A 23,947-nucleotide genomic window follows, 5' to 3' on the forward strand; every position below is an offset into this window, starting at 1 on the left:
CGATCCGCGGCCCCGGGGCGTTCCGCGGCAGTGGCTCAGACGGCGAGGGCGGCGGCGGCGCGCTCGTAGTCTTCGGGTTTGACGTAGATGACGTAGCCGAAGGTGCCGCGGCCGTCGGCGACGCCGCTGCAGGCGTAGACGTTGACGTTCGCCTCGAAGATCCGGGCGTGGATCCTGGCGAGCGCGCCGAGCTCGTCGTCGCCCTGTACCAGCAGCGCCGGGTGCGGGCCGTCCAGGACCAGTCCAGCTTTGCGCGCCGCATCCTCCATGCGCAGCGGATCATCCGGGAAGAGCGTGAGCTGGGCCCGTAACGGCCCCACCGGCATGGCGGTGAAGGCGACCAGATTGAGCCCGAGATCGGCGAGCTGCGACAGCAGCTTGTACGCTTCGCCCGGCCGATCCTGCACCGTCGTGGTGAAGTACTCGACTCGCCGGATGTTGAAGGCCATGACCACCTCCCTCCTCGGCGCCTCGCCTCCGCCGCCTGCGCCTGTCGGGTCGGTAGCAGCGCCTCGCGGTCGCGAGAAGCCCCGTGGCCCGCTGCCCCCCGCGCGATGGAGACCGCAGTGGTCGCTGCCGCCGCCGCGAGAGACGGGACGGAATTCCCGGGTCTACTCCCGCCCGCCCCCGCCCCATCGACATAGCGGAAATCAGCGTGTTAGAGGGCGCTGCGCCAAGCGTGAGCGCGGCGACCGGGACGGCCGATCAGTCGAACCGCGAGTCCGATTCAGGGAGGAGTCGGGATGCTCTATCTGCTGCTCAACTGGGTGCTGAGCGCGTTGTGCCTGCTGATCGTTACCAAGGTCGTGCCGGGATTCGAGATCGCGAGCTTCGGCACGGCGCTGGTGGCGGCGCTGGTGATCGGCTTGTTCAACGCCACCATCGGGCTGGTGTTGAAGATCGTCACTCTCCCGCTCACCATCGTCACGCTCGGGCTGTTCCTGTTCATCGTCAATGCCTTCGTGCTCTGGCTGGCGGCGCAGGTGGTGAAGGGCTTCGCCATCACCAGTTTCGGATCGGCGCTGCTGGCAGCGATCGTCCTGGCGCTCGTGCACCTGCTGCTGCGCCGCCTCGCGTTCGCCTGACGGGCAGCGCGCCCGCCAGTCAGAGACTCTGGCGGAAGTGCAGCGCGTCGGCGCGCGGGAGGGAATCGGCGCGCCGGCGGGTTCCGGGGCTCTCGCGCGTGTCGCCGCGGATACCGGGAGGCAGGTCGCTGGCGCGGATCACGCTCCCGCTGCAGAGCACGACGACGCGCTCGACGACGCTTTCCAACTCGCGCACGTTGCCGGGCCAGTCGTACTGCCACAGCTCGACGAGCGCCTCGGTTTCGATCGCCGGGGCCCGCACGTCGTTGCGCGCCGCGTAGATGCGCAGGAAGTGCTGCACGAGCACGGGGATGTCCGCCCGCCGTTGACGCAGCGCCGGCAGCACCACCTCCACGGGCTGCAGCAGGTCGAGCAGGTCAGCGCACAGGCGGCGGTCGCGTCGGTGCTGCGCGAGCTCGCGGTCCAGACAGGCGAGTATCTGCGGCCGCTCGCGGCGATCGATCGCCGCGAGCTCGGCATGGAGACGTCGCTGGAGCTCGCGGTCGAGCTGGGGCAGATCGTCGAGCAGGAGGCTGCCGCCACTGGCCCGTCGCCAGCCGCCCTCGCGTTCGAACAATGCCTGCTCCAGCCGCTGCGGCGAATTCTCGGCGCAGTCGATACGCACGAAGCGCTCGGCCGGTCGCGCCGCGGCGGCGTGCAGATAGCGTGCGAACAGTTCCTTGCCGCTGCCACGCTCGCCGACGATCGCCACCGCGTCGCCGCTCTCGGCCAGCCGAGCGGCGGCGCGGCTGAGCGCCCGGACGATCGGATGGCTTCCTAGGATTCGCGTCGACTGCATGGGCACCGTCAGGGGAGCAAGCGATGTGCCCGCTCCAATTCGGGCCCGGGCGCCGTCCGGCGGCAAGGGGGCTCGTGTCGCTTGCTCGCAGTCCGATCAGCCTCTTGCAGGGACGCAAGCGAGATCGTCGGGCAGTGGCGTGTCGTCGCCCTGCAGTAGTCGGAAAAACAACGCCAGGGCCGGGGCGGTCCTGGCACCGTACCAGGACAGTGCTTTGCCATCGATCAAGTGGACCGCCCCGGCCCGCCAGGCGGTGGTGTCGCGCAGGGCGGCGAGATCGGGAAGATGCCTGGTCGCAAAGGGGTATGGTTCGTCGGGCAGCAGGATGACCTGCGGATCGGCGGCGGCGATCGCCGCCAAGTCGACCGTGGGATAGCGAGCCGGCAGGCGGGCGCAGACGTTGTCGCCCCCCGCCCTCGCCAGGACGTCGTGGCAATAGGTGTCGGCGTTGAACGACATCCACGGCGTGCGCCAGATCGGACAGAAGACCCGGGGCCGGCGCCTGAGGAGCGGCCGGAGCACCGCGGCGGCGCGCCTGATCCGCTCGTCCAGGGCCGCGGCCGCGGCGTCCGCGGCGATGGCGGCGCCGAGGCGGAGGATCCCCTCCCCTGCTGCCTCGACGCTGGTGGGGAAGCTCACGAACACCGGCAGGCCGTGGTCGACCAGGCGCGCGAAATGGGCGCGGTCGTTCTCCTCGCTGTTCATCACCACCAGATCCGGCTGCAGCGCCAGCAGGGCCTCGCAGTCGGCGGTCTTGGTGCCGCCCAGCCGCGCCAGGCGCGCGACGACGTCCGGCGGCTCGGTGCAGAAGCGGGTTGCCCCGACCAACCGCGCGCCGGCGCCGAGGTCGCACAACAGCTCGGTGACGCTCGGAACCAGGCTGACGATCCGGCGCGGCGGAGCCGGGAGCGTCAGCTCGCGGCCCAGATCATCGGCGACGCTGCGCCAGGCCATCGGTCAGCCGGATTCACCTGCCGCGCCACCAGCGTGACCGACCGGGGTTGGAAAGCGGAACGGCACCGGTTCGGGCGACCGCGCGACGCGCACCAGACCGGCGATGGCCGCGGCGGCGATGGCGCCGGCGAGCAGGAGGCCGACCGCGATCACCCTGCCGCCGAGTCGCCGCCGGCGGGGCGAAGGGGCGCGGCGCGCTTGGCGTCGTCGCGCGGGGCGGCGCGCCATCAGGCGCCCACGCGGTTGGTGAGGAGCGCGCCCACGGCCTGCCAGCCGCTGCGACGGTCCCATCCGTCGACGCCGTTGTACCAGCGCAGTCCGAGGGCGCGTACGCGCCGACTGCGCTCGGCGACGGCGAAGGCGAGGCGCCAGGTCGGGCCATAGAAGAGCCGCGTCGCCAGATGCAGGCGGCGCAGCTTGGCGGCGAGCCACGACGTCTCGAACGCGCGCTGGTACGCGGCGGCCGAGGCATCGCGCCGCCGCACCGCGCCGATGATCGCGGCGGCGGCCAGGTCGCCGTACTCCATGGCCAGGGAGATGCCCTCGCCCATCAGTGGATCCACGCCGGCGGCGTCGCCGACCAGCCAGGCACCGTCGCTGGCGATGCGCGCCCCGGGCTCGTACCAGTGGATCGGGAAGGCGACGCGGCGCGGCGCGCCGGCGCCGAGCTCACGCAGGTACTCGGTGAACGCCGCGTCGAGCGCCGCGCCAGTCGGGGTGACCGCGTAGGCGCCGATGTTGGCGTGCGGCACGCCGTCGATCAGGCAGGGAAACGCCCAGAGATAGCCGCGTACGCCGCGGCGCAGGAGGCGGAAATCGAAGTCGTAGCGGGCGCGCGTCGCGCCGTCCCAGCGGGTGTCTTCGACCGGGACGTCCGCCATCAGCGCCCGCGCGATGCGGGTGCGGGCGTCGTCCACCAGGCGCCGGCGCACCACGCTGCCGGCGCCGTCGGCGCCGATCACCAATGGCGTGTGCCAGGTGCGGTCCCCGGTGACGACGCGGATCCCGCCGCCGTCGCGTTCCAGCGCCTGGACCGGGGTGTCCTCGTGGATCTCGATGCCCCGGGCGCGCACCGCGTCGGCGAGTGCCGCGTCGAGCTCGTTGCGGCGGATCACGTAGCAGAGGTTCTGGTCGTCGTGCTCGACCGCGCGGGTCGGCGTCGCCACGTGGGCGCGGTGGACGGTGACGTGGGGTACGCCGAACGGCACGTCATGATCCGCCATCCACTGGCGCCCGGCCGGGATGAGGCCGCCGGCGCACACCTTCGGCCGCGGGTGACGCGCCTTCTCCAGGACGAGGACGTCGCGCGCCAGGGACGGGTCGCGGCGGTGCAGCGCGATCGCGGTGGCGGTGCCCGCCGGCCCGGAGCCGACGATGATGACGGGACGGCGCTCCATGGCGCGGCGGTGCTCGCGAACGTCAGGGGCGCGGCTGCAGCGCCGTGCGCGCCCAGGCGACGATGTGTTCGGTGCTGGCCCCGGGGGTGAAGATCTCGCGGATCCCCTGCGCCTTGAGCTCGGCGATGTCCTCCGGGGGGATGATGCCGCCGCCGAACAGCGGCACGTCGCCGCCGCCGCGCTCGCGCAACAGCGCCTGGACGGCCGGAAACAGGGTCATGTGGGCGCCGGAGAGGATGCTCAGCCCGATCGCGTCCACGTCCTCCTGCAGCGCCGCCTCGACGATCATCTCCGGCGTCTGGTGCAGGCCGGTGTAGATGACCTCGAAGCCGGCGTCGCGCAGCGCGCGGGCGATGATCTTGGCGCCGCGGTCGTGGCCGTCGAGCCCCGGCTTGGCGATCAGGATGCGCAGCCGTTGGTCCTGCACGCTCAGATCCAGGCCGGGTCGCGGTAGACGCCGAAGACGTCGCGGAAGACGTCGGAGATCTCGCCGACGGTGACCTCGGCCTTCACGGCGTCGATGATCGGCGGCATCAGGTTCGCGCCGCTGCGCGCCGCCGCGCGCACGGCGGCGATGCGCGCCGCCACGGTGTGGGCGTCACGCGCCGCCTTGCGAGCCCGCACGCGCTCGCGCTGCGCCTCCTCGACGGCGTTGGGCACCCGCAGAATCTCCAGCGCGTGGGTGTCGTCGCTCTGGTACTTGTTGACGCCGACCACCACCTTCTCGCCGGTGTCGAGCTGGCGCTGGTAGTGGTACGAGGCGTCGGCGATCTCCTGCTGCGGGAAGCCGAGCTCGATGGCGCGGACGATGCCGCCCATGGCGTCGATGCGCTCGATGTAGGCGAAGGCCTCGCGCTCGAGGCGATCGGTGAGCGCCTCGATGGCATAGCTGCCGCCCAGCGGGTCCGCGGTGTTGATGACTCCGGTCTCCTCGGCGATGATCTGCTGCGTCCGCAGCGCGGTCAGCACCGCCGCCTCCGACGGCAGCGCCAGCGTCTCGTCCATCGAGTTGGTGTGCAGCGAGTTGGTGCCGCCGAGCACCGCCGCCAGCGCCTGGATGGCGACGCGGACGACGTTGTTGATCGGCTGCTGGGCGGTGAGCGAGCAGCCCGCCGTCTGGGCGTGCGTGCGCAGCAGCCAGGAGCGCGGCTGCCGGGCGCCGAAGCGCTCGCGCATGATCCGCGCCCACATGCGGCGCGCGGCGCGGTACTTGGCGATCTCCTCCAGGAAGTCGTTGTGGACGTTGAAGAAGAACGAGAGCCGGGGGGCGAAACGGTCGACGTCGAGTCCGCGCTCCACCGCCGCCTGCACGTAGCCGATGCCGTCGGCGAGCGTGAATGCGAGCTCCTGCACCGCCGTCGAGCCGGCCTCGCGGATGTGGTAGCCGCTGATCGACACCGGGTGCCATTTCGGCGCGTGGTCGGCGCAGAACGCGATCATGTCGACGATGACGCGCACCGAGGGCTCGGGCGGGCTGATCCACTCCTTCTGGGCGATGAACTCCTTGAGCATGTCGTTCTGGATCGTGCCGCCGAGGGCCGAGAGGGGAACGCCGCGCCGCTCGGCCATCGCGAAGTACATCGCCAGGATGACGCTGGCGGAGCAGTTGACGGTCATCGAGGTGGTGACCTCGGCGAGCGGAATGCCGTCGAACAGCGCCTCCATGTCGGTGAGGCTGCTCACCGACACGCCCTCGCGTCCGACCTCGCCGAGCGCGCGCGGGTGGTCGGCGTCGTAGCCCATGAGGGTCGGCATATCGAAGGCGGTCGAGAGCCCGGTCTGCCCCTGGTCGAGCAGGAAGCGGAAGCGCGCGTTGGTGTCCTCCGGCGTGCCGAAGCCGGCGAACTGGCGCATCGTCCACAGTTTGCCGCGGTACATGCTCGGGTAGGCGCCGCGGGTGAAGGGGTACTCGCCCGGGGCGCCGAGGCGTTGGTCGTAGCGCCAGCCGTTCAGGTGATCGGGGGTGTAGAGCGGCTCGATCTCCATGTCGGAGACGGTGCTGTAGCGCGGCGCCGCCGGCTCGCGCGTCGGCAGCGGGTGCGAGGTGGGCTGGTTCATGATCCTACTCCGTGCGGACGAGGCGCAGGCGCGGCCCCTCGGCCTCGCGCTCGCGGCCGCGGATGAGGCCCTGCGCGATGTGCAGCCAGTCGGCGCGCACCAACAGGCGCACCTCGCCGATGCCGAGCGGCTTGACGGTCAGCCGCCCGCCCTCGATCAGGCAGGGCACTCCGAACTGTTCCAGATAGCCCTTCACGAGGTGAGCCTGGAACTCGTTGGACGTGCTGTAACATGGCTCCCACATCAGGCAGGACTTGACCGCAGAGGCGCAGAGGGACGGAGCGTGCCTGCCAGCGGCCACCGTCCGATCTCTCGTGGAAGATCCGAATGCATCTCTCGACCGAGCTCTCGCTTGGTATGCGTCTGAGCGCCGCGATCTCGACGTCTCTGCGCCTTCGCGGTGAAGTCCATCAGTTGTAGTCCGGCTTGAGGTCGAAGCGGTGGACCGAGCGCAGGAAGCGCACGGTATGGGTGCGCGAGCGCATGACCACCGAGTTGGTCGCGCCACCGCCGCGGAAAAAGCGGACGCCGTCGAGATAGTCGCCGTTGGTGACGCCGGTGCCAGCGAACATGACGCTGCCGGAGGCCATCTCCTCGATGTCGTAGATCTTGGCCAGGTCGCGGATGCCCATCTCCCGCGCCCGCTCGGCGTCGTCACCGTTGCGTGGGACGAGGCGCGCCTGCATATCGCCGGCGGCGCAGCGCAGCGCCGCCGCGGTGAGGATGCCCTGGCGGGCGCCGCCGGTCCCGATCAACATGTCGATGCCCGACTCCGGGTTGGTCGTCGCCATGGCCGCGGCGACGTCGCCGTCCCGCAGCAGGCGTACGCGGGCGCCGGCGCGGCGCACCTCCTCGATCAGCTTCTCGTGCCGCGGCCGGTCGAGGATGGCGACGGTCAGGTCGGCGACGTAGACGCCGCGCGCCTCCGCGATGGTGCGCAGGTTGTCGGTCGGGCTCCGTTCGAGCTTGATCAGCCCGCGCGCCTCGGGACCGACGGCGATCTTCTCCATGTGCATGTCCGGACAGCGGAGGAATCCGTTGCGCTCGGCGATGGCGACGATGGAGAGCGCGTTGTAGCCGCCGGTGGCGCAGATCGCGGCGCCCTCCAGCGGGTCGAGCGCGACGTCGAGCTCGGGTCCGGTGCCGTTGCCGACCCGGGCGCCGACCGGCAGCACCCCGCCCTCGGCGTCCTCGGCATCGCCGATGACGATGACGCCGTTGATGGCGATCGAGCGAAAGGTGCGCAGCATCGCCTCCGCGCCGGCGCGGTCGGTGGCGTCGATGTCGCCGCGTCCCATGAGGCGCGCCGACGCCAGCGCCGCCGCTTCGGTCACACGCACCGCTTCAAGAGCCAGATTCCGATCCATGACAGGCCGTTCCACTCCCAGCTCCGGCAGGCGTTGAGGCGCCGGAACATTCGCATCGGCACTATACCGAGGTCGGTGTGGTTTTCCTACAATCGTCGCGGACTTGGCGCGCTTCGACCGGTGAACGCGATGATCGCCGAGCGGGGACGCGTCTTCGGCTGCCCGGGGGCGGAGGCTCCCCCGCCGGCCTGATCAGCTCAGACTCTCCTCGATCCGAATGACCGTCGTCCGGGCGCGCACGACGCTGAGCCGATCGATGGCCTTCACGGCCCTGCGCAGGGTCTGCTCGCCAACGTCGTGGGTGCGGATGACCACCGGCACCACCCGGCCGTGCTCGCGTTCGCGCTGGATGACGCTGGCGATGGACACCTCGTGCTGGCCCAGGATGCCGGCGATGCGACCGAGAACGCCCGGGCGGTCGACGACCATGAAGCGCAGGTAGTATTCGCCGTGCAGGCCGTCGAGCGCCAGGGCGCGGGCCCGCGCCTGCTGCCGCACCGGGTAGCCGAGCGGCGCCACCCGGCCACGGCACCCGTGGAGGCGGTCGCGCGCGACGGCCATGAGGTCGGCGACCACCGCCGTCGCGGTCGGCATCATCCCCGCGCCGGCGCCGACGTACATGCTCGGGCCGAGCGCCTCGCCGTGCACGACGATGGCGTTGAGCGCGCCGTTGATCTCGGCCAGCGGGTGTCGGCGGCTGACCATCGTCGGCTGCACCGAAGCCTCGATGCGCTCTCCTGCCCGCTTGGCGACGGCGAGCGATTTGATCGCGTAGCCGAACTCGCGCGCGAAGGCGATGTCCGCCTGGCTGACGTGGCGAATGCCCTCGACGCGCACCGCGTCGAAGGGCACCCGGACGCCGAACGCGAGTTGGATGAGCAGGGTCAGCTTGTGCGCCGCGTCGATGCCGTCGACGTCGAACGACGGATCCGCTTCCGCCAGGCCGTCGGCCTGCGCGCTCCGCAGCACGTCGGCGAACTCGCCGCCGGCGTCGCTCATTCGGCTCAGGATGTAGTTCGAGGTGCCGTTGACGATGCCGTAGACCGCCTGGTTGCGGTCGCCGCACAGCCCTTCCTTCAGCACGCGGATGATCGGGATGCCGCCACCGACGCTGGCTTCGAAGGCGACCTGGACGCCCTGCCGTTCGGCGGCGCGGAAGATCTCGTCGCCGTGATGCGCGAGGAGCGCCTTGTTGGCGGTGACGACGTCCTTGCCGGCGGCGATCGCTTCCATCACGAAGCGGCGCGCCAGGCCCGTGCCGCCCATCAGCTCGATGACGATGTCGATCGCCGGATCGTCGAGGATGCGCCGCGCGTCGCCCACCAGGACGCCGCGTCCCAGCTTGACGCCGCGGTCGCGCCGCGTGTCGACGTCGGCGATTCGTACCAGGTCGAGGCCCACCCCGACGCGGTCGCGGATGGAGCCGCGCTGGCGCTGCAGCAGCTTGACCACGCCGGTGCCGATGGTGCCGAAGCCGATCAGTCCGATGCGAATGGCGTTGTTCCCCACGCGGGCTCTCCTCGTCCGGAACGGCGTGGTGTAATCGAAGGGCTCCGGGTGTGCAATCGGCGATTCGCCGCGTCACGCCTTCAGCGGCACGCGCTGGGCGCCGTTCCGGCGCTCGCGGGCGCGGCACCGATGTAGGCCAGGGCCTCGCGCAGCGTCTCGATCATGTGGTCGACGCCGATCGCATCCGTGAGCCGGTGTCGGGCGAGGTCGTGCGCGAGCGACGGCGGCACGTGCACCAGCAGCACGGTGACGCCGGCCTGGCGCAGGTCGGACAGCACGGTGCCGAACACGCGCGCCGCGGAATAGTCGATGGCGGTGATGGCGCCGGCATCGATGACCAGCCAGCGCACGGGGGCGGGTGCGCTGGCGATCAGGCGGCGCAGCGTCGTCGCGAAGTGGTCGGCGTTGGCGTAGAAGAGGTCGGCGCCGAAGCGGAAGATGATCACGCCCGGCAGGCTCGCCGCCCCGGGACGGGCCGGCGTCGCACGCCACTGGCCGCTCTCGTCGGCGACCAGCACCGCCGTGTGCGGCAGATAGCTGTGCCGGACGTGGCGCATCAGCGACAGCGCCATGGCGAGCAGGATTCCCATTTCGACGCCAGCGCCGACGACCACCAGGGCGGTGGTGACGGCGAGGCGGAACTCGCCGACGGATTCGCGTCGGATCGCGGCCAGGCTGCGCAGGTCGATCAGACCGACGGCAATGGTGAAGACGATGGCGCCGAGGACGCAGCGCGGCAGGTAGGAGAGGATCTCGGCGAGGAACAGGAGGACCAGGGCGACCACGGCGGCAGTGCTCACGTGGGCGAGCTGACTGCGTCCGCCCGCCGCCTCGACCATCGCGGTCTGCGTCGGGCTGCCGTTGACCACGAAGGTGCCGGTCGCCGCGGCCGCCAGGTTGGCCGCCGCCAGTCCGACCAGGTCGTCGTTCTCGTCCACGCTCTGGCGGTGGCGCACGGCATAGATGCGGGCCGTTGCCGCGCTCTGGGCGACGATGACGAGGAAACAGGAGGCGGCCACCGGCACCAGGGCGCGGATGTCGCGCCAGTCCAGGGGCGGCAGCGTCAGGTGCGGCAGGCCGCCGGCGATCGGCCCGATCACGTGCAGGCCGCGGCCGGCGAGGTCGAATGCGGCGCTGGCGGCGATCGCGCCGCCGACCGCGATCAGCGCGCCCGGGAGGCGAGGCGAGACGGCGCGGCAGACGAGCACCACGGCCACCACGCCGGTCGACAGGGCGAGCGCGGCGCCGTTGATCTCGGCGAGGCCGTGACGCAGCGCCGCCACCTGCTGCAGCGCGCCGCCCGGCGGGTTGTCGAGACCGAGCATCTCGCCCAGCACCGCGATGCCGACCTGGACGCCAACCCCGGCGAGAAAGCCGACGAGCACCGTCTGGGACAGGAAGTCGGCGAGAAAGCCGAAGCGGAAGAGGCGCGCCAGCAACAGGTAGGCAGCGGTCAGCAGCGCCACCAGGCCCGCCAGGGCGACGTAGCGATTGCTGCCGGGCGCGGCGAGCGGCGCCAGGCCGCTGGCCAGGATGGCCGCGGTGGCGGAGTCGGCGGCCACCACGAGAAAACGCGACGAGCCGAGCGCGGCGAACGCCAGGAGCGGCAGCAGGAGCGTGTAGAGCCCGGTGACCACCGGCATGCCGGCGATGGTCGAATAGCCGAGCGCCTGCGGGACGTTCATCGCCGCCAGGCTCAGGCCGGCCAGCACGTCGCCGCCGGCGTCGGCGGCGCTCGCCGGGCGCATGCCCGCGAGGAGCGTCCACCGCCGGGCGCTGGCGAGCGGGGTGTCGACGGGCTGCCGCGCCCGGTTCGGCGGGCGCTCGGGGTCCTTCGTCGCACCGCGCATCGACGGGCGGTTAGCACGCGTCCAGGAGCTGTGCCATTGGACGTCAATGCCCCACTGGCGCCGCGCCGTCCTTCTCGGAGTCACGGCGCTGGTCGCCGTCGGCGCGGCGGCGTACTGGTCGGCCGGCGAGTGGGCGGCCGCCGACCACCGCCGCGTCGGCCAGCCGCCGCCCGACCTGCCGGCGCAGGCGGTCGACTTCCGCGCCGCGGATGGCGACACGCTGCGCGGCTGGTTCGTGCCCGGCGAGCCCGGCGGCGGCGCGGTGCTGCTGATGCACGGGTCGCACGAGACGCGGCGCGCCATGATCGGGCGGGCGCGCTTCCTCCACCGCCACGGCTACACGGTGCTGCTCTTCGACTTCCACGCCTACGGGGAGAGCAGTGGCACCCGCACCACCTTCGGCTACGGCGAGGCCGCCGACGCGGCGGCGGCGGTGGCGTTACTGCGAACCCTGGCGCCAGGGGAGCGCGTCGCCGCCATCGGGTTCTCACTCGGTGGCGCCGCCGCGCTGCTCGGCGAACAGCCGCTCGCGGTCGATGCCCTGATCGTCGAAGCCGTCTACGCGGACATCCGCGACGCGGTCGCCAACCGGCTCCGCCTGCGCTTCGGCCCGCTCGGGCCGTGGCTGGCGCCGTTGCTGACGGCGCAGGTCGGCTGGCGCTTCGGCCTGCGCCTGGACCAACTCCGACCGGTCGAGGGCATGAAGCGGGTCCGCGTGCCGGTGCTGATCATCGCCGGCGCCGCGGACGGGCGGGCCCCGCCTGCCGATGCGCAGCGCCTGTTCGCCGCCGCCCACGAGCCGAAGCGGCTGTGGATCGTGCCCGGCGCGGCGCACGTGAACTTCCAGCACTTCGCTCCGGGGGAATACGAGGCGCACGTCCTCGCGTTCCTCGACCGGTATCTGCGCGGCAGCGCCGCGCCCTGAGCGCGATGTCCGGGGGGTGTCGCCCGCCAGGTCAGCCGATCTCGGCCAGACCCAGGCGGCCCTTCCAGCGGTGCTCGAGCACCTGGCGCAGTGGCGCGGACTCCGATGAGCGGAGATGCGGGTCGACGGTGAGCCACTGCTCGGCGGCCTCGCGCGCCTCGGCCAGCGTCCGGGTGTCGCGGATCAGGCTGGCGACCCGGAAGTCCGGCAGCCCGTGCTGGCGGGTGCCGAGGAAATCGCCGGGGCCGCGCAGCTCGAGATCGACCTCCGCGATGCGGAAGCCGTCGGTCGTCGACGCCATCGCCTGCAGGCGGCGATAGGTGTCCGACGCGCGGTCGGCGACGTAGGGCGCGACCAGCAGGCAGACGGCGTCCTCGCTGCCGCGCCCGACACGACCGCGCAACTGGTGCAACTGCGAAAGGCCGAAGCGCTCGGCGTGCTCGATCACCATCACGGTGGCGTTGGGGACGTCGACCCCGACCTCGACGACGGTGGTGGTCACCAGCACCTGGATCTCGCCAGCGCGGAAGCGGCGCATGACGGCGTCCTTCTCGTCCGCCTTCATCCGGCCGTGCAGGAGACTGACCCGGATGCCGCTTCCCTTGAATACCGTCTCGCGCAGCGCCTCGCACATGGTCGTGGCGTCGCGCAGGTCCTCCTTCTCCGACGCCTCCACCAAGGGATAGACGATGTACGCCTGGCGGCCGCGGGTCAGGTGTTCGCGAACCCGGTCGTAGAGCTGCCGGCGGGCCGCTTCGTTGACGATGTGGGTGCGCACCGGTCTGCGGCCGGGCGGCAGCTCATCGAGCAGCGACACGTCGAGGTCGCTGTAGATGGTCATCGCCAGCGTGCGTGGGATCGGGGTCGCGGTCATCAACAGGATGTGCGGCAGCGGGCCGTCAGGATCGCCGCGCAACTGGGCCAGCGCGGCGCGCTGCAGGACTCCGAAGCGGTGTTGCTCGTCGATCACGCCGAGCGCCAGCCGCGGCATGCGCACGCCAGCCTGGATCAGTGCATGGGTGCCGACGGCGAGTTGCACCTCGCCGCCCTCGAGGGCGGCGCGCAGCGCCCCGCGCTTGCCGCGCGCCGCCTCGCCGGTCAGCAGGGCGATGCGGACGCCGAGCGGCTCGGCCAGCGTCGACAGCGTGCGGTGGTGCTGTTCCGCCAGCAGCTCGGTCGGCGCCATGAACGCCGCCTGGTAGCCGGACTCGATCGCGGCGAGCGCGGCGTAGAGGGCGACCACCGTCTTGCCGCTGCCGACGTCGCCCTGCACCAGGCGGTGCATGGGATGGCCGCGGGCGAGATCGCGCTCGATGTCGGCGATCACCCGCCGCTGCGCCCCGGTGAGCGCGAAGGGCAGCGCCGCGCCGAGCCGTTGGCTGAGCGGGCCGCCCGTGCGGAGCGGCAGTCCAGCTTCGCGGGCGATCTGACGTCGCTTCAGCCCGAGGCCGAGCTGGAGGAAGAAGAGCTCGTCGAACACCAGGGCGCGGTGCGCCTCGGTGGCGAAGCGGTTGAGGCGGTCGACGTCCGCCTCGGGCGACGGCGCGTGCAGGGCGCGCAGGGCGAGACCGGGGTCGGCGATGCCGGCGCGCGCCACGATCGCCGCCGGGATGACGCGCGGCACGCTGTCGGCGTGCTCGGCCGCGGCGCGCTGGACGATGCGCCGCATGGTGGCGAGCGGCAGGGTCGTCGGCTTCTCGTAGACCGGGACGATGCCGGCGTTCGCCTCGCTGTCGGGCGACAGCTCGACGTCGGGATGGACGATCCGCTTGCCCCCCGCGGGCGTGCGCTCGACGCGGCCGTAGACGCGGCAGCGCTGCCCGGTGCGGTAGCGGGCGCGATAGGACGTGACGTGGTTGTACCAGACGAGACCGAGCAGCCCGCTGTCGTCGCGCAGCGTGCCCTCGAGGATGCGGCGACGGGCGCGCCCGACGGTCCGTTCCTCGAGCTGCACCAACTCGCCGACGATGCCCGCTTCCTCGCCGATCCGCACGCTGGCGATGTCGCGCAGGCGGCGCCGATCCTCGTAGCGGAACGGCAGGTGGTAGAGGAGGTCCTCGACCGTCTCGAGGCCGAACTTGCCCAACTTCGGCGCCCGACTGGGGCCGACCTCCTTCGCGTACTGCACCCCCAGGCGGAGCCGCTCGAGCGCCGCGGTCACGTCGTCCGTCTGCTGCCGGTACCGCGGCTCGATGTCGCGGCCGCCCTGCCCCGCCACCATGGCCGCGAGGTCGCGGCACTCGGCGGCGAGCCGGGCCCGTTCGGCAGCGGCGGATGCCGCTTCCAGGCGTTCCAGCCGTTGGCACAGGGTGTCGAGCGCGGCGCGCCGGTCGCCGTCGACGGCGCGCCGGAGTTGCCGCCCGCGCGCGGCGAGCTGGCGGCCGGGGATCTGGGTGCGGGCAGCGGCGGCGGCGCCAGCCGACGCCAGGTAGTCGAGCGGGCGGCGCACGGCGACGAGGAACTCGCCCAGCGCGTCGCCGCTCGACGGCGCTCCGGCAGGCTCGGGCACCTCGCGCTCCGCCGCGTCAGCCGCGGCCGTGGTACTCCTGCAGGGAGCGGACGGACAGGGCCTGCCGTCGCAGGTACTCGATGCCTTCGGCGGCGGCGGCGGCCCCGGCGATGGTGGTGAAGTACGGTACCTTCCACTCGAGCGCGGCGCGGCGCAGGGGGAACGAGTCGCGCTGCGCACCGCTCCCCTTGGGGGTGTTGATCACCAGGTGGATGCGGCCGTTGCGGATCTCGTCCACCGCGTGTGGGCTGCCGTCCTGCACCTTGTTGATGCCTTCGATGGCGATCCCCTGCCCGCTCAGGTAGGCGGCGGTGCCACGGGTGCCGATCAGACGGAAGCCGGCGCTGGCGAGGTGTCGAGCGACCGGGACGAGGCTCGCCTTGTCACCGTCCTCGACGCTCAGGAAGGCGGTGCCGGCGAGCGGCAGGAGGTTCCCGGCGGCGAGCTGCGCCTTGGCGAAAGCGACGCCGAAGGAGGTGTCGATGCCCATCACCTCGCCGGTCGATTTCATCTCCGGACCGAGCAGCGTGTCGACGCCCGGGAACTTCGCGAAGGGAAATACCGCTTCCTTCACCGCGATGTGGGTCGGCACGATTTCGCTGGTGAACCCGAGGTCCGTCAGCTTCTCGCCGACCATGACCCGCGCCGCCAACTTGGCGAGCGGACGGCCGATGACCTTGCTGACGAAGGGCACGGTTCGCGAGGCGCGTGGGTTGACCTCGAGGATGAAGACCGCGTCGCCCTGGATCGCGAATTGGATGTTCATCAGGCCGACGACCCCGAGCTCGCGCGCCAGGGCGACGGTCTGCCGGCGCACCTCGGCGAGCACCCCGTCGGTCATCGAGTGCGTCGGCAGCGAGCAGGCGCTGTCGCCGGAGTGCACGCCGGCGCGTTCGATGTGCTCCATGATGCCGGCGACGACGATGGTCTCGCCATCGCTGATGGCGTCGACGTCCAGCTCGATCGCGTCCTCGAGGAACTGGTCGACCAGCACCGGGCGGCCGGGTCCGATCTCCACCGCGCGGTCCATGTAGCGGCGCAGGGCATCGTCGTCGAAGACGATTTCCATCGCTCGGCCGCCGAGCACGTAGGAGGGGCGGACGAGCACCGGGTAGCCGATGCGGCGGGCCGCGTCGATGGCGCCATCGACGGTGAGCGCGGTGCCGTTGCGCGGCTGGCGCAGGCCGAGCTGGGTGAGGAGCGCGGCGAAGCGCTCGCGATCCTCGGCGCGGTCGATGGCGTCGGGCGAGGTGCCGATGATCGGCACCCCGGCCTGCTCCAGCGGCACGGCGAGCTTGAGCGGCGTCTGGCCGCCGAACTGCACGATGACCCCGTCCGGCTTTTCCTTGGCCACGATGCCGAGCACGTCCTCGCGGGTGAGCGGCTCGAAGTAGAGCTTGTCCGACGTGTCGTAGTCGGTGCTCACGGTTTCCGGGTTGCAATTGACCATGATGGTCTCGAACCCGGCTTCCTTGAGCGCGAAGGCGGCATGGACGCAGCAGTAGTCGAACTCGATGCCCTGGCCGATGCGGTTCGGGCCGCCGCCGAGGATCATGATCTTCCGACGCGCGGTGACGCCGCTCTCATCCTCGTGGTCGTAGGTCGAGTAGAGGTACGGCGTGTGGGCGACGAACTCGGCGCCGCAGGTGTCCACGGTCTTGTAGGCCGGCGTGATGCCATCGGCGCGTCGCGCCTGCCGGATCTCCTCCTCGCTGCGGTCGAGGAGATGCGCCAGGCGCACGTCGGAGAAGCCCATCTCCTTGGCGCGGCGGAGCGCGTCGGGCGCCAGGCTGACGCGCGTCTCCTCGGCGACGATCTGGGCGATGTTCTCCAGGAACCAGGGATCGATCTTCGACAGCGCGAAGAGGCGCTCGGTCGTGTAGCCCTGGCGGTAGGCGTCGGCGACGTACCAGATGCGGCGGGCGTTGGGGACGCGCAGCTTCTCGTCGAGCGCCGCGCCGCTCAGGCGGGGGCCGCGGCCCTTGTCGTCGAAGCCGTAGGAATCGACCTCGAGCGAGCGCAGCGCCTTCTGCAGCGACTCCTTGAAGGTGCGGCCGATCGCCATCGCCTCGCCCACCGATTTCATCTGCGTCGTCAGGACGTCGGGCGTCTGGCTGAACTTCTCGAACGTGAAGCGCGGGATCTTGGTGACCACGTAGTCGATCGTCGGCTCGAAGCTGGCCGGCGTCTCGCGGGTGATGTCGTTGCGGATCTCGTCGAGCGTGTAGCCGACCGCCAGCTTGGCCGCGATCTTGGCGATCGGGAAGCCGGTGGCCTTGCTGGCCAGCGCCGAGCTGCGCGACACGCGCGGGTTCATCTCGATCACCGCCAGACGGCCGTTCTCGGGGTGGACGGCGAACTGGATGTTGGAGCCGCCGGTGTCGACGCCGATCTCGCGGATGATCGCCAGCGAGGCGTCGCGCAGGATCTGGTACTCCTTGTCGGTGAGCGTCTGCGCCGGGGCGACCGTGATGCTGTCGCCGGTGTGGACGCCCATCGGGTCGAGGTTCTCGATCGAGCAGATGATGACCACGTTGTCGTTGCGGTCGCGCATCACCTCGAGCTCGAATTCCTTCCAGCCCGCGATCGACTCCTCGACCAGGATCTCGCTGATCGGCGAGGCGGCGAGGCCGGCGGCGGCGTAGCGCTCGTACTCGTCCTCGGTGACGGCGATGTTGCCGCCCGTGCCGCCGAGGGTGCGCGAGGGGCGGATGATCAGCGGCAGGCCGATGCGATCCTTGAGCGCCCGCGCCTCCTCCATGGTGTGCGCGATGCCGCTCGGCGGCACCGCGAGCCCGATCTTCTCCATCGCCGCCTTGAAGAGGTCGCGATCCTCGGCCTTCTTGATCGGGCCGATCTTGGCGCCGATCAGCTCGACGTCGAATTGCTCCAGCACGCCGGATTCGGCGAGCTCGATCGCCAGGTTGAGCGCCGTCTGGCCGCCGATGGTGGGCAGCAGCGCATCGGGGCGCTCGCGCTCGATGATCTTGGCCAGGATCGGCGCGCTCAGCGGCTCGACGTAGGTGCGGTCGGCGAACTCGGGATCGGTCATGATCGTCGCCGGGTTCGAGTTCACCAGGACGACCCGATAGCCCTCTTCCTTGAGCGCCTTGCAGGCCTGCGTGCCGGAGTAGTCGAACTCACAGGCCTGGCCGATGACGATCGGCCCGGAGCCGATCAACATGATGGTCGAGATATCGGTGCGTTTGGGCATCGGCTCAGCGGGCGGTGTCCATCAGGTCGACGAAGCGACGGAACAGGTAGTTGGCGTCGTGTGGGCCCGGCGACGACTCCGGGTGGTACTGGACGGAGAACAGAGGCAACTCGGTATGGGTGAGGCCCTCGACGGTCCGGTCGTTGAGGTTGACGTGCGTCAGCGTGGCCCTGCCGCCGAGCGAGTCGACGTCGACCGCGAAGCCGTGGTTCTGGCTCGTGATCTCGACCTTGCCGGTGGTGAGGTCCATCACCGGCTGGTTGCCGCCGTGATGCCCGAATTTGAGCTTGTAGGTCGTGCCGCCGAGCGCCAGGCCGAGGATCTGGTGGCCGAGGCAGATGCCGAAGATCGGCACCTTGCCGACCAGATCGCGCACCGCCTCGGCGGCGTAGGGCACGGCGGCGGGATCGCCGGGACCGTTCGAGAGGAAGACGCCGTCCGGCTCCATCGCCAGAACGTCGGCCGCCGGCGTTGACGCCGGAACGACCCGGACCCGACACCCGGCCTGGATCAGGTTGCGGAGGATGTTGCGCTTGATGCCGAAGTCGTAGGCGACGACGAAGTGGCGTCCGGGGCGCTGGGCGTTCTCGTAGCCGCGCTCGAGCGTCCACGACCCCTCCTGCCAGTCGTACGGCGCCGCGCAGGTGACGCGCGTCACCAGGTCCTGGCCCTCCATGCTCGGCGCCTGACGCGCCCTGCGCACCAGGCGCTCGGGGTCGAGGTCGACGCTGGAGAGGACGCCGTTGAGGCTGCCCTTGTCGCGCAGCAGCCGCACCAGGGCGCGGGTGTCGATGCCCTGGATGCCGGGGATGCCGTGCCCCGCCAGATAGTCGCCCAGGGACTGGGTCGCGCGCCAGTTGCTCGGCGTCTGCCAGTACTCCTTGACGATGAAGCCCTCGACCCAGGGCCGCGACGATTCGACATCCTCGGGGTTGATGCCGACGTTGCCGATCTCCGGATACGTCATCGCCACCAATTGGCCGCAGTACGACGGATCGGTGAGCACCTCCTGGTAGCCGGTCATGGAGGTGTTGAAGACCACCTCGCCGACCGCCTCGGCGCGGGCGCCGAAGGCCGTGCCCTTGAAGATGGTCCCGTCCGACAGTGCGAGGATGGCCGTCATCGCGCCGCGCTCCGCTTCCTCGCCGCCGCCAGGGGCGGGATCGCCTGCCATTTCACCTCGCCGCCGACGAGGGTGGCGCGCGCCTGGCCGGTGAGCGCCCAGTTGGCGAAGGGCGTGTTGCGCGACTTCGAGTGGAAGCGGTCCGGATCGACCTCCCAGGCGACGGCGGGATCGATCACCGTGACGTCGCCGATCTCGCCGACCGCCAGGTTGCCCCCGGGCACGCCGAGGATGCGCGCCGGGGTGACGCTCATCGCCCGCACCAGGGTCTCGATGTCGACCCCGTGCTCGCGGACCAGCGCCAGGCTCAGCGCCAGCGACGTCTCGAGGCCGACGATGCCGTGCGCGGCGCACTCGAACTCGACGTCCTTCTCGTCGCGATGGTGCGGCGCGTGATCGCTGGCGATGGCGTCGACGGTGCCGTCGCGCAGCGCCGCGATCACCGCCTCGACGTCCTGGCGCTGGCGCAATGGCGGATTCATCTTGGCGTTGGTGTCGTACTCGCCCACCGCGTCCTCGGTCAGCGTGAAGTGGTGCGGCGTCGCCTCCACCGTCACCGCGAGGCCGCGCGCCTTGGCGCGCCGCACCAGGTCGATGGTGCCGGCGGTGCTGGCGTGGGCGATGTGGAGGCGGCCGCCGGTGCGTTCGAGGAGCGCGATGTCGCGCGCCACCATCGCCTCCTCGGCCGCGGCGGGCATCCCCTTCAGGCCGAGGCGGAACGCCGTCGGCCCCTCGTTCATGCATCCCTCGCCGGCCAGCGCCCGATCCTCCTCGTGCGCGATGACCGCCAGGCCGAACATCGCGCTGTACTCGAGGGCGCGGCGCATCAGCGCGCTGTCCATGATCGGTTTGCCGTCGTCGGAGACGGCGACGATCCCCGCCTCGCGCATCTCGCCGATCTCCGCCAGGCGCTCGCCCTGCAGGCCCACCGACACGGCGCCGATCGGGTAGACGCGCGCCAGCCGCGCCGCGGCCGCCTTCTCGACGATGTACTTCGTGACGGCGCCGGTGTCGTTCACCGGGTTGGTGTTGGCCATGCACGCGACGGCGGTGAAGCCGCCGGCCACGGCGGCCTGGGCGCCCGTCAGCACCGTCTCCTTGTACTCGTACCCCGGCTCGCGCAGGTGCACGTGCATGTCGATGAGCCCGGGGGTGACCCAGCAACCGCTGGCATCGATCTGCACGTCGGCGTTCCCGGCGCCGCCAGGCTCGGCGACGGCCGCGATGCGCCCCTCCTCGAGGCGCACGTCGAAGGCGCCATGGCGACCGGTGGCCGGGTCGACGACCGTGCCGCCGCTGATCAGAACGCTTCCCATCTATCCGACTTTCCGCCGCCGTTCGGGCGGCGCCTCCTCGTTCGCCGCTTCCGGCTGGGCCGCGCCGCGGGCCCGACTGGCGAGCAGGAAGAGGACCGCCATGCGCACGGCGACGCCGTTGGTGACCTGGTCCATGATGAGCGAGGCGGCGCCGTCGGCGACGTCACTGGCGATCTCAATGCCGCGGTTGATCGGCCCCGGGTGCAGCACCACCACCTCCGGCTTCGCCTCGGCGAGGGCGGCCCGCGTGAGGCAGAAGTAGCGCGCGTACTCGTCGAGGCTCGGCAGATAGTTTCGCCCCTGCCGCTCGCGCTGCAGCCGCAGCATCATCACGACGTCGGCGCCGCGCACGCCGCTGCCGAGCTGGTGGTGCACCTCGCCCAGGGCCGCCGCTTCGCGCGGCAGCAGGGTCGGCGGGCCGACCAGGCGGACGGTGTTGCCGAGGGCGCGCAGGGCGTGGACGTTGGAGCGCGTGACGCGGCTGTGCAGGATGTCGCCGACGATCGCCACCGTCAGTCCCTCCAGGCGGCCGACATGGTCGCGAATGGTCAGCAGGTCGAGCAGGGCCTGGGTCGGGTGCTCGTGGGCGCCGTCGCCGGCGTTGATCACCGGGCACTCGATGCGATTGGCGAGGTAGCGGGCGGCGCCCGCCGCCGGGTGGCGAATGATCAGCGCGTCCGGTCGCATGGCGGCGATGTTGCGCGCCGTGTCGAGCAGCGTCTCGCCCTTGCTCGCGCTGCTGGTCGCGGACGAGATATTGACGTAGTCGGCGCTCAGGCGCTTGGCGGCGATCTCGAACGAGGTGCGGGTGCGGGTGCTGGCCTCGTAGAAGAGGCCGACGACGGTCTTGCCGCGCAGGGTCGGCACCTTCTTGATGTCGCGCTCCGAGATCTCCTTGAAGGAGGCGGCGGTGTCGACGAGGTGGAGGAGCTCCTCGCGCGTCGCGCCCTCGAGGCCCAACAGGTGGCGGTGGGTGAACGTCATCTTCAACCCTCCTGGCTGCGGACGAGCACGACCTCGTCGCGCCCATCGCGTTCCCTGAGCCGTACCTCGACCGATTCGTTGGTTGCCGTGGGCAGATTCTTGCCGACGTAGTCGGCGCGGATGGGCAGCTCGCGGTGGCCGCGGTCGATGAGGACCGCCAGTTGCACGCAGCGCGGCCGCCCCAGGTCCATCAACGCGTCGAGGGCGGCGCGCACCGTGCGACCGGTGTAGAGGACGTCGTCGACCAGCACCACCTGGCGGTCGTCGATGTCGAAGGGGATGTCGGTGCCCTTCACCGCCGGCTGCTGGGCGGCGCGGCTGAGATCGTCGCGGTAGAGCGTGATGTCGATGACGCCGCGCGGCACCTCGACCCCTTCGATCGCCGCCGCCTTGGCGGCGAGACGCTCGGCGATCTCCACCCCGAGCGAGCGGACGCCGATGAACACCAGGTCCTCGACGCCCTTGTTGCGCTCGAGAATCTCGTGCGTCACGCGGGCGAGCGCACGCTCCACTCCCTGCGCGTCGAGCACCATCCGCTCCGTCGCGGCCATGGTGAAAAAAAAGCCCCCTCGCCACCGAGGGGGCTTCAGGCCGCGCTTTCGCTGTTGTCGAACGTATGACGAGGAGACATTGGAACCCTTTCTGGCCTCACCGGACCAAGTTAAAGGCTGCCTCTTGCTAGCCGGGCAGGTGCGCCGAGTCAATATTGCGCCGCGCCTCGTCTCGCGCCTGACATGGAATGTCACCGCGCATGGCGCGGGACACGGCGTCAACAATGCGGCGGCCGGCGAGCCGAATTGACGCTCGGGCGCGCGTCGAAGGTGAGCCTCCGCATGCGACCCCGCTCGCCGGCGAGCGCCGCCGCCGCGTCCGACGCGCGTCCCCGACTGTTCCGCTTCATGGCACACTCCTCGCACCGGGCACGCGCGTGGGCATGGCCAACCGCGGACGGATCACCCGGCTCAGCGCGCGCGCCGCGGCGCCGGCCACCGCCCACGAGCCGGCCCCGCCGGCGCCGCTCGAAGCCGTGTCGCCGCCCGCTCCTGCGTCCCCGGCCCCCGCCCCGTCGCGCCTGGCGCTCGGGCCGCTTCCCCTGGCCCTCATCGCGCTGGCCCTGGTGGCCCTGGCGTCGCAGGTGCAGCTCTCGTTCAACCTCAGCGGCGGCCTCCCCGTTCTGCTCGCCGCCGCGGCGCTGCTCGTGGCCGCGGCGGTGATCATCGCCCCGGCGCTGAAGCCGTTGGCGATCCGGGCGCTCACCCCGGAGCTGGCGGCGCTGCCGCTCGCCGGTGTCGCCTACGCCGCCAGTCTGCGGCCGCTGCCCGAACCGGTGGCGCCCCTGGTGGCGGCCGCGGCGGTGATGGCCGCCGCGCTGGTGGTCCCGCGGCGGCCGATGATGCCGCCGTTGGCGGCGCTGGCCCTCGCCGGCGGCGCCCTGCTGGCGCACGCCGATGCTGGCTGGGGCGCCCTCGCCGCCCCCGCCCTGCTCTTCCAGATCGGCGCCGCCGCCGGCGCCGCCACGCTGATGACCGTGACGGCGCGGCGCATCCGCCAGGCGGAGGAGCGCACCGAAGCGGAGGCGCTGCGCTGGCGAGAGTCGAGCGTCCGGCTGGAAGCGGAGAACTGCGCCATCAAGGAGACCACGGAGGTGGCGACCTCGGTCCTCGAGGTCGCCAACGGCATCACCACCGCTCTCGATCCGGGATCGATCGCCGACCAGATCGTGCGCGGCTCCGCCAACCAGCTCCGCGCCGTCGGCACGGTGCTGCTGCTCTGGGACGACGCCAGCGAGACCTTCCGGGTCGGCGCGATTCACGGACCTCACGCCCTCGGCGCCACCGACCTGCGTCAGGTCGAGGTGCGGCCGGACACCGTGCCGACCCTCGGCCAGGGCGACTCCGGCGTCGTTGTCCAGTTGGCGCCGAACAGCGTCCGCGAAGCGATGCTGCGCGGGCTCCTGCAGCGCTGGAAGGCGACCAGCCTGGTCGGCGTGCGACTGCAGCGCGGCGAGCATCTGCGCGGTCTCCTCTTCGCGGCGCGCGGCGATCGCCAGCCGCCCTTCACCTCGCGCGACTGCCGCATTCTCGCCGGCATCGGCGTCCACGCCGCGGCCGCGCTCGACTACGCCAACCTGATCGCCGATCTGCAGTCCGCCAACCAGCTCAAGGAAGAGTTCATGGCGACGATGTCGCACGAGCTGCGCACGCCGCTGAACGTGATCATCGGCTACACCGACCTGCAACTCGAGGGCGCCTTCGGCGATCTGCCCGCGGATCACATCGAGACGCTGAACACGGTGCGCCATCAGGCGTTGCAGTTGCTGGAGCTCATCCAGGCGACGCTCGACATGAGCCGCCTCGAACGGGGGCTGATGACCGTCGACCTGCGCGACGTCACGGTCGGCCAGCTCATCGAGCAGCTCCAGGTGCAGATCCCGCCAGCATGGCGCAAGCCCTCGGTCGAGCTCAACTGGCGGGTCGAGCCCGGGCTGTCGCCCCTGCGCACCGATCCGGCCAAGCTCGGCATCCTGCTGCGCAACCTGGTGCACAACGCGCTCAAGTTCACGCACCACGGCATGGTGACGGTGTCGGTGTCGGCCCACCCCGACCGGCGCAAGGTGACGTTCGTGGTGCAGGACTCCGGCGTCGGCATCAAGGCCGAGCACCTGTCGGAGATCTTCGACATGTTCCGGCAGGCGCCGGACGGCGAGAGCGCCCCGGGCGGCGTCGGCCTCGGCCTCTACATCGTCAAACGCCTGGCGACCGTGCTCGGGGCCGAGATCGAGGTCGGCAGTGCCCCCGGGCGCGGCGCCACCTTCCGCATCCACATCCCGATCGACGGCCCGCTGGCTCGCGCCTGA

General features: G+C 71.5%; 20 protein-coding genes. 3 read left to right on the top strand and 17 right to left on the bottom strand.

Annotation, left to right across the window (positions count from 1 at the left end):
• Positions 1-35: 35 nt before the first annotated feature.
• Complete coding sequence (locus KF840_22450; GenBank protein MBX3027669.1) at positions 36-449, bottom strand: hypothetical protein; 414 nt, start codon at positions 447-449, stop codon at positions 36-38.
• A 294-nt stretch (positions 450-743) separates the two neighbouring features.
• Between KF840_22450 and KF840_22455 the strand changes: the two genes are divergently transcribed.
• Positions 744-1,085 (top strand): phage holin family protein, encoded by a 342-nt coding sequence (locus KF840_22455; protein ID MBX3027670.1) that lies wholly within the window; start codon positions 744-746, stop codon positions 1,083-1,085.
• 19 nt (positions 1,086-1,104) lie between these two features.
• Here the strand turns inward: KF840_22455 and KF840_22460 are convergent, their stop codons facing one another.
• The 10 genes from KF840_22460 to KF840_22505 form a co-directional block, all read right to left on the bottom strand.
• Positions 1,105-1,950, bottom strand: coding sequence for a sigma-54-dependent Fis family transcriptional regulator (locus tag KF840_22460; GenBank protein ID MBX3027671.1), 846 nt, complete (start codon positions 1,948-1,950; stop codon positions 1,105-1,107).
• A 30-nt stretch (positions 1,951-1,980) separates the two neighbouring features.
• Positions 1,981-2,838, bottom strand: coding sequence for an ABC transporter substrate-binding protein (locus tag KF840_22465; protein ID MBX3027672.1), 858 nt, complete (start codon positions 2,836-2,838; stop codon positions 1,981-1,983).
• A 3-nt stretch (positions 2,839-2,841) separates the two neighbouring features.
• The gene (locus KF840_22470; protein ID MBX3027673.1) at positions 2,842-2,991 is read right to left on the bottom strand and encodes a hypothetical protein; all 150 of its coding nucleotides are present in this window, start codon (positions 2,989-2,991) and stop codon (positions 2,842-2,844) included.
• Between the two features lie 74 nt (positions 2,992-3,065).
• On the bottom strand, positions 3,066-4,235 hold the full coding sequence (locus tag KF840_22475; GenBank protein MBX3027674.1) for an NAD(P)/FAD-dependent oxidoreductase: 1,170 nt from the start codon (positions 4,233-4,235) through the stop codon (positions 3,066-3,068).
• A gap of 22 nt (positions 4,236-4,257) precedes the next feature.
• Complete coding sequence (locus tag KF840_22480) at positions 4,258-4,662, bottom strand: cobalamin B12-binding domain-containing protein (protein MBX3027675.1); 405 nt, start codon at positions 4,660-4,662, stop codon at positions 4,258-4,260.
• Positions 4,663-4,664: 2 nt separating this feature from the next.
• Entirely contained in the window at positions 4,665-6,293 is a 1,629-nt protein-coding gene (locus tag KF840_22485; protein MBX3027676.1) for a methylmalonyl-CoA mutase family protein, read from the bottom strand.
• A 4-nt stretch (positions 6,294-6,297) separates the two neighbouring features.
• Positions 6,298-6,537, bottom strand: coding sequence for a DUF2007 domain-containing protein (locus tag KF840_22490; GenBank protein ID MBX3027677.1), 240 nt, complete (start codon positions 6,535-6,537; stop codon positions 6,298-6,300).
• 166 nt (positions 6,538-6,703) lie between these two features.
• Positions 6,704-7,660 (bottom strand): class II fructose-bisphosphatase, encoded by a 957-nt coding sequence (gene glpX, locus KF840_22495; protein ID MBX3027678.1) that lies wholly within the window; start codon positions 7,658-7,660, stop codon positions 6,704-6,706.
• Between the two features lie 192 nt (positions 7,661-7,852).
• Positions 7,853-9,169: a homoserine dehydrogenase gene (locus KF840_22500; protein MBX3027679.1), complete on the bottom strand. Its 1,317-nt coding sequence runs from the start codon at positions 9,167-9,169 to the stop codon at positions 7,853-7,855.
• A gap of 80 nt (positions 9,170-9,249) precedes the next feature.
• A complete protein-coding gene (locus KF840_22505) occupies positions 9,250-11,019 on the bottom strand; it encodes a SulP family inorganic anion transporter (GenBank protein ID MBX3027680.1) in 1,770 nt (589 codons plus the stop codon).
• A gap of 46 nt (positions 11,020-11,065) precedes the next feature.
• Here KF840_22505 and KF840_22510 point away from each other — a divergent pair, with 46 nt between their 5' ends.
• Positions 11,066-11,944, top strand: coding sequence for an alpha/beta hydrolase (locus tag KF840_22510; GenBank protein ID MBX3027681.1), 879 nt, complete (start codon positions 11,066-11,068; stop codon positions 11,942-11,944).
• Positions 11,945-11,975: 31 nt separating this feature from the next.
• On the opposite strand, the gene recG is transcribed toward KF840_22510, so the two are convergent.
• From recG to pyrR, 6 genes are read right to left on the bottom strand one after another with little or no spacing between them, the layout of a single operon-like run.
• Positions 11,976-14,453 carry an ATP-dependent DNA helicase RecG gene (gene recG, locus KF840_22515; protein ID MBX3027682.1) on the bottom strand — a complete coding sequence of 826 codons (2,478 nt, stop codon included), beginning with the start codon at positions 14,451-14,453 and terminating at the stop codon, positions 11,976-11,978.
• A gap of 16 nt (positions 14,454-14,469) precedes the next feature.
• The gene (gene carB, locus KF840_22520) at positions 14,470-17,667 is read right to left on the bottom strand and encodes a carbamoyl-phosphate synthase large subunit (protein MBX3027683.1); all 3,198 of its coding nucleotides are present in this window, start codon (positions 17,665-17,667) and stop codon (positions 14,470-14,472) included.
• Positions 17,668-17,671: 4 nt separating this feature from the next.
• Complete coding sequence (gene carA / locus KF840_22525; GenBank protein MBX3027684.1) at positions 17,672-18,790, bottom strand: glutamine-hydrolyzing carbamoyl-phosphate synthase small subunit; 1,119 nt, start codon at positions 18,788-18,790, stop codon at positions 17,672-17,674.
• Positions 18,787-20,106, bottom strand: a complete 1,320-nt coding sequence (locus KF840_22530; GenBank protein MBX3027685.1) for a dihydroorotase — start codon at positions 20,104-20,106, stop codon at positions 18,787-18,789. The genes carA and KF840_22530 overlap by 4 nt, the downstream gene beginning before the upstream one ends.
• Positions 20,107-21,090, bottom strand: a complete 984-nt coding sequence (locus tag KF840_22535; protein ID MBX3027686.1) for an aspartate carbamoyltransferase catalytic subunit — start codon at positions 21,088-21,090, stop codon at positions 20,107-20,109.
• A gap of 2 nt (positions 21,091-21,092) precedes the next feature.
• Positions 21,093-21,641, bottom strand: coding sequence for a bifunctional pyr operon transcriptional regulator/uracil phosphoribosyltransferase PyrR (gene pyrR / locus KF840_22540; protein MBX3027687.1), 549 nt, complete (start codon positions 21,639-21,641; stop codon positions 21,093-21,095).
• 383 nt (positions 21,642-22,024) lie between these two features.
• Between pyrR and KF840_22545 the strand changes: the two genes are divergently transcribed.
• Complete coding sequence (locus KF840_22545) at positions 22,025-23,947, top strand: HAMP domain-containing histidine kinase (protein ID MBX3027688.1); 1,923 nt, start codon at positions 22,025-22,027, stop codon at positions 23,945-23,947.

Source organism: bacterium, from assembly GCA_019637795.1.
Taxonomy (GTDB): Bacteria; Desulfobacterota; Binatia; order HRBIN30; family CADEER01; genus JAHBUY01.